Here is a 1,275-nt window from a genome sequence, read left to right on the forward strand (position 1 = left end):
GGATCGACTTCCCATTCCACTTTGACCCATTGATTCGGCGTCCACTTTGCCGGCACGACAATGCAACAGGTTCCGCCACCGCCTTTGCCATAATAACCATTAACCTTAAACCAATTTACCGAAGTGCCTTTGACATGGTTAAACCCGTGTAAATTTCCGGCAAGGTAGTCATCTTTGGGTTTTTTCTTGGGGAACAGCAGTGAGCTTACTGCGATAATGGCAAGAATAACGCCAGCAACAATCACTTTTTTACGAGTTATTTTTTCGAGCATACTGCTGGCTCCTCCATTTCTAATGGTTCTTTTATTGGATATTCGGGAAGCCAAGGGGAATAACAAGACAGGCTAATTTTTACTTCTTGGCAAGGAAGAAAATGGACTTTGACACTACAAGGCTCATCGTATTCGGGGATTTCAACCATTTTTTGATAGTGGCGATAATTGGCTTTGTGTTTTTTCATATATTGGCGAAATTCATCAGTACCTAAAGGTGGCGATTTATCTGAATACGCATCAGGATCGACTTCCCATTCCACTTTGACCCATTGATTAGGTGTCCATTTTGCGGGCACCATAATACAACAAGTATCATTGGCACTTTGGGCATAATAGCCATTGACTTTAAACCAATTCACCGCAGTGCCTTTCACATGGTTAATACCACTCATACTACCGGCTAAATATTCCACTTTTGGTTGTCGGATAAAGAGAAAATAGACAGCAAGAAGAGTAATGATTATCCCAACAAACATGAGTTTTTTGCGGGTTAATTTTGTGGACATATTGCAGGTTCCTCCATAAAGCTAGGCTCTTTAATGGGATAATCAGGGTGATTAGTCGCATAACAAGACAGGGTGATTTTTACTTCCTGACAAGGGAGAAAATGGACATCCATACTGCAAGGTTCGTCATACTCGGGAATTTCAACCATTTTTTGATAGTGGCGATAATTGGCTTCGTGTTTTTTCATATAAGCATCAAATTTGGGATCTGTCACCCCCGGTGAATCTGTAGGGTATGCATCAGGATCGACTTCCCATTCCACTTTGACCCATTGATTCGGCGTCCACTTTGCCGGCACGACAATGCAACAGGTTCCGCCACCGCCTTTGCCATAATAACCATTAACCTTAAACCAATTTACCGAAGTGCCTTTGACATGGTTAAACCCGTGTAAATTTCCGGCAAGGTAGTCATCTTTGGGTTTTTTCTTGGGAAACAGCAGTGAGCTTACTGCGATAATGGCAAGAATAACGCCAGCAACAATCACTTTTTT

The 1,275-nt window shown here is 42.2% G+C and carries 3 protein-coding genes; all 3 read right to left on the reverse strand.

The genetic code is table 11. The annotated features are described in order from the left end of the window. The coding region (locus BHE89_RS17650) for a DUF3304 domain-containing protein (protein ID WP_128860681.1) at window positions 1-272 on the reverse strand (272 nt) is incomplete at its 3' end. Next, window positions 257-781 (reverse strand): DUF3304 domain-containing protein, encoded by a 525-nt coding sequence (locus BHE89_RS17655; RefSeq protein ID WP_069367619.1) that lies wholly within the window; start codon window positions 779-781, stop codon window positions 257-259. The genes BHE89_RS17655 and BHE89_RS17650, both read right to left, overlap by 16 nt. Further along, the coding region (locus BHE89_RS17660; RefSeq protein ID WP_141008332.1) for a DUF3304 domain-containing protein at window positions 766-1,275 on the reverse strand (510 nt) is incomplete at its 5' end. The genes BHE89_RS17655 and BHE89_RS17660, both read right to left, overlap by 16 nt.

Source organism: Shigella sp. FC1967 (genome assembly GCF_001743005.1).
Lineage (GTDB): Bacteria > Pseudomonadota > Gammaproteobacteria > Enterobacterales > Enterobacteriaceae > Proteus.